The sequence below is a fragment of the Citrobacter sp. wls706 genome (assembly GCF_005281305.1).
In the GTDB taxonomy this organism is placed as follows: domain Bacteria; phylum Pseudomonadota; class Gammaproteobacteria; order Enterobacterales; family Enterobacteriaceae; genus Citrobacter; species Citrobacter werkmanii.
Genome location: NZ_SZXG01000008.1, coordinates 1 through 4,162, shown reverse-complemented (window position 1 = coordinate 4,162; position 4,162 = coordinate 1). Strand labels below are relative to the sequence as shown.

4 protein-coding genes, 4 tRNA genes and 1 pseudogene are annotated in these 4,162 nt (G+C 48.9%); 7 read left to right on the top strand and 2 right to left on the bottom strand.

The window, feature by feature from the left end; translation table 11 throughout:
* Positions 1–115: 115 nt before the first annotated feature.
* Positions 116–1,144: a UDP-N-acetylmuramate dehydrogenase gene (gene murB / locus FDW92_RS03615; RefSeq protein ID WP_042314246.1), complete on the top strand. Its 1,029-nt coding sequence runs from the start codon at positions 116–118 to the stop codon at positions 1,142–1,144.
* The gene (birA, locus tag FDW92_RS03610; protein WP_042314244.1) at positions 1,141–2,103 is read left to right on the top strand and encodes a bifunctional biotin--[acetyl-CoA-carboxylase] ligase/biotin operon repressor BirA; all 963 of its coding nucleotides are present in this window, start codon (positions 1,141–1,143) and stop codon (positions 2,101–2,103) included. The genes murB and birA overlap by 4 nt, the downstream gene beginning before the upstream one ends.
* A 32-nt stretch (positions 2,104–2,135) precedes the next feature.
* On the opposite strand, the gene coaA is transcribed toward birA, so the two are convergent.
* The gene (gene coaA, locus FDW92_RS03605) at positions 2,136–3,086 is read right to left on the bottom strand and encodes a type I pantothenate kinase (RefSeq protein WP_032940924.1); all 951 of its coding nucleotides are present in this window, start codon (positions 3,084–3,086) and stop codon (positions 2,136–2,138) included.
* A gap of 303 nt (positions 3,087–3,389) precedes the next feature.
* Positions 3,390–3,458: pseudogene (locus FDW92_RS23165) on the bottom strand (hypothetical protein); the annotation flags it as partial.
* 19 nt (positions 3,459–3,477) lie between these two features.
* Here FDW92_RS23165 and FDW92_RS03595 point away from each other — a divergent pair.
* The 5 genes from FDW92_RS03595 to FDW92_RS03575 all read left to right on the top strand — a co-directional run.
* Positions 3,478–3,553 (top strand) — tRNA-Thr (locus FDW92_RS03595).
* A gap of 8 nt (positions 3,554–3,561) precedes the next feature.
* Positions 3,562–3,646, top strand: a tRNA-Tyr gene (locus tag FDW92_RS03590).
* A 114-nt stretch (positions 3,647–3,760) separates the two neighbouring features.
* Positions 3,761–3,835: transfer RNA gene (locus FDW92_RS03585), tRNA-Gly, on the top strand.
* A gap of 5 nt (positions 3,836–3,840) precedes the next feature.
* Positions 3,841–3,916 (top strand) — tRNA-Thr (locus tag FDW92_RS03580).
* A gap of 118 nt (positions 3,917–4,034) precedes the next feature.
* A partial coding sequence (locus FDW92_RS03575; RefSeq protein ID WP_000031651.1) for a GTP-binding protein occupies positions 4,035–4,162 on the top strand: 128 nt, incomplete at its 3' end.

Genomic DNA, 4,162 nt, shown 5'->3' with positions numbered 1-4,162 from the left:
ATGCGGCGTAAACGCCTTATCCGGCCTACCAAAGCAACCCCCTCGCCTCCATAACACAAGCCATCCTGCGGCATATGCGGTAAACTAAGTGCGATTTTGCATCAGGAAAGCGTCTATGAATCACTCCCTTAAAGCCTGGAACACCTTCGGTATCGATCAACAAGCTAATGAGTTTGTCTGCGCCGAAAATGAGCAACAACTGCTGAATGCCTGGCAATCAGCGAATGCATCACATCATCCAGTACTGATCCTGGGCGAGGGGAGTAACGTCCTGTTTCTCGATACCTTCCATGGAACGGTGATCGTCAATCGAATCAAGGGCATTGAGATCACAGAACAACCTGAGGCGTGGCATCTGCACGTAGGTGCCGGTGAGAACTGGCATCATCTGGTACAGCACACGCTGCAAGAAGGTATGCCAGGGCTGGAAAATCTGGCACTCATTCCCGGATGCGTCGGTTCATCTCCCATTCAGAATATTGGTGCTTATGGTGTGGAGCTGCAGCGTGTCTGTGAATATGTGGACTGCGTTGAACTGTCAACCGGCAAACATCTGCGCGTCAGCGCCGCGGAATGCCGTTTTGGTTACCGTGACAGCATCTTCAAGCATGAATACCAGGATCGTTTCGCAATTGTTGCCGTTGGTCTGCGCTTGCCTAAACAGTGGCAGCCCGTTCTCACTTATGGTGACCTGACTCGTCTGGATCCCGCAACCGTGACGCCTCAGCAGGTTTTTGATTCTGTCTGTCATATGCGCACAACAAAGCTGCCCGACCCGAAAGTTAACGGTAATGCGGGTAGTTTCTTTAAAAACCCGGTTGTTACAGCGCACGTTGCGCAGGAACTGCTGGCTAAATTCCCGACCGCGCCTCATTACCCACAGGTTGATGGTTCAGTGAAACTGGCTGCCGGCTGGCTTATCGATCAATGCCAGCTAAAAGGCATGCGTATTGGTGGTGCAGCGGTACATCAGCAGCAAGCACTGGTACTGATCAATGCAGACCGTGCGACCAGTCAGGATGTGGTGCAACTAGCGCATCATGTACGCCAAAACGTCGGTGAGAAATTCAATGTCTGGCTTGAACCTGAGGTCAGATTTATTGGCCCACAGGGTGAAGTGAATGCTGTGGAGATCATCGCATGAAAGATAATACCGTCCCCCTGACGCTTATTTCCTTGTTAGCCGATGGTGAATTTCATTCCGGTGAGCAGCTTGGTGAACAGCTGGGAATGAGCCGCGCGGCAATCAACAAGCATGTTCAGACGCTACGCGACTGGGGCGTTGATGTATTTACTGTTCCCGGTAAAGGATACAGCTTACCTGAGCCTATCCAGTTATTAGACTCATCACTGATTCATTCTCAGTTGGATAGGGGGAATGTCACGGTTCTGCCGGTTATCGACTCAACCAACCAGTACCTGATGGACCGCATTGGTCAACTGGAGTCAGGGGATGCCTGCGTCGCTGAGTATCAGCAGGCCGGTCGTGGTCGTCGCGGACGTAAGTGGTTCTCACCGTTTGGCGCCAATCTGTATCTCTCAATGTTCTGGCGACTAGAGCAAGGACCGGCAGCCGCAATTGGTTTGAGTCTGGTGATTGGTATTGTCATGGCGGAGGTTTTACGCGATCTGGGTGCGGATAAAGTTCGCGTGAAATGGCCGAACGATCTCTATCTGCTCGATCGTAAACTGGCCGGAATTTTGGTTGAACTCACGGGTAAGACGGGCGATGCCGCGCAAATTGTTATCGGTGCGGGTATTAACATGGCCATGCGCCGGGTAGAAGAGAATGTCGTTAATCAGGGCTGGATTAATCTCCAGGAAGCGGGAATTAATATTGACCGCAATACCCTTGCTGCCCGACTGATCCGCGAGCTGCGCGCTGCGCTGGTACTGTTTGAGCATGAGGGCCTGGCACCTTATCTGTCCCGCTGGAAGAAGTTGGACAACTTTATCGACCGTCCGGTAAAACTCATTATTGGCGATAAAGAAATATTTGGGGTATCGCGTGGAATAGATGCACAAGGCGCATTATTGCTTGAACAAAATGGCGTGATAAAACCCTGGATGGGCGGAGAAATATCGCTCAGAAGTGCTGAATAATAATAAGGGGAGCTGTAGCTCCCCTTATTAATTTATTTACGTAGCCTGACCTCTTCAACGGCATGATTGGCGCTTTTGGTCATAATCAAGCTGGCTCGCTCACGCGTTGGTAAAATATTTTGTTTTAAATTCAGCCAGTTAATCTCTTTCCATAACGATGTAGCCGTGTTGATTGCCTCATCTTCCGACAATTTCGCATAATTATGGAAATAAGAGTCTGGGTTGGTAAATGCCCCTTCGCGGAATTTCAGGAAGCGGTTGATATACCACGTCTGGAGTAATTCTTCTGGCGCATCAACATAAATAGAAAAGTCGACAAAATCAGAAACAAATACATGATGTGGATCGTGAGGATAATCCATCCCGCTCTGTAATACATTAAGCCCTTCGAGTATTAATATGTCAGGCTGGGCAACGGTTTTGTCGCCATCAGGGATCACATCATAGATAAGATGAGAGTAGACCGGCGCCGTGACGTTAGGTACGCCTGACTTCAAATCGGAAACGAATTTAACCAGGCGGTGCATATCATAGGACTGAGGGAAGCCTTTCTTCTTCATGAGTCCACGATCTTTCAATACCTGATTAGGATGAAGAAAACCGTCGGTCGTAATCAACTCAACCTTACGATGCTCAGGCCAGCGACTCAATAGTGCCTGTAAAACACGAGCTGTGGTGCTTTTGCCAACGGCGACGCTGCCAGCAATGCTAATAATATAAGGAATACGCTCGCCGTTAGTGCCTAAAAATTGCTCCAGCACCGCCTGACGTCGCAGGTTCGAACTGATGTAAAAATTTAGCAAACGCGATAGAGGCAAATAAATTTCGGCAACTTCTTCCAGCGACAAGTCTTCGTTAATGCCTTTCAGACGAGCAATCTCTTCCTCGGTCAGAGTCATTGGCACGGAATCACGAAGCGCAGCCCACTGGTTGCGATCAAACTGTAGGTAAGGCGACGTTAACGCTTGCTCTTTTATACTCATACGCATGGTCTGGCTGTCATTGCTATATCAGGTCTGCGGTAAAAAAACGAAATCATCCCCGGCACGCAATGGCACGCACATTTCAGTTAATTTGGACAATGGGCAGGAGGGTAACACCAGATGAGGGGGAATAATAAGAAAAAATCATCCCCTGAAAAGCAATGTGACGGCTATTCCAGATGTATAAAGAGGTACTTTCTCTCTATGGATGAGCGCATGGCGGCGCAAAACTTGCCTTTGGAAGGGCGCGCGCCGTTGGAAATTTGTCCAATCATACGAAGAAATAGATTATTTATCGGACGTATAGTGCAAAATGTGAGCGATAGAACATTTTATGCAATTTTTTAGTTGCATGAGTGCGCAGGTCTCCATAAAATGCGCGCTACTTGATGCCGACTTAGCTCAGTAGGTAGAGCAACTGACTTGTAATCAGTAGGTCACCAGTTCGATTCCGGTAGTCGGCACCATCAAGTCCGGTGGGGTTCCCGAGCGGCCAAAGGGAGCAGACTGTAAATCTGCCGTCACAGACTTCGAAGGTTCGAATCCTTCCCCCACCACCACTTTCTGGCAGCGTTATCGCCGCCTGAGTTGGTTAAAAAATTAATCAGCTCGAACATAAAAGAGAGAAATCTCTTTTTTGTTACAGAAAGAACTGGGTAGCCGAGTTTCAGGATGCGGGCATCGTATAATGGCTATTACCTCAGCCTTCCAAGCTGATGATGCGGGTTCGATTCCCGCTGCCCGCTCCAGACGTGCTGATATGGCTCAGTTGGTAGAGCGCACCCTTGGTAAGGGTGAGGTCCCCAGTTCGACTCTGGGTATCAGCACCACTTCACTTCTCCTTCCCGTTTCTCTCTGTTTACTTTTAAAAGCATTCAACAGCTCAGGTATATTGCCTGGTTGATGTGGTGATATCACCGATTTATCCGTGTCTTAGAGGGACAATCGATGTCTAAAGAAAAATTTGAACGTACTAAACCGCACGTTAACGTCGGTACTATCGGCCACGTTGACCATGGTAAAACAACGCTGACCGCTGCAATCACTACCGTACTGGCTAAAACCTACGGCGGTGC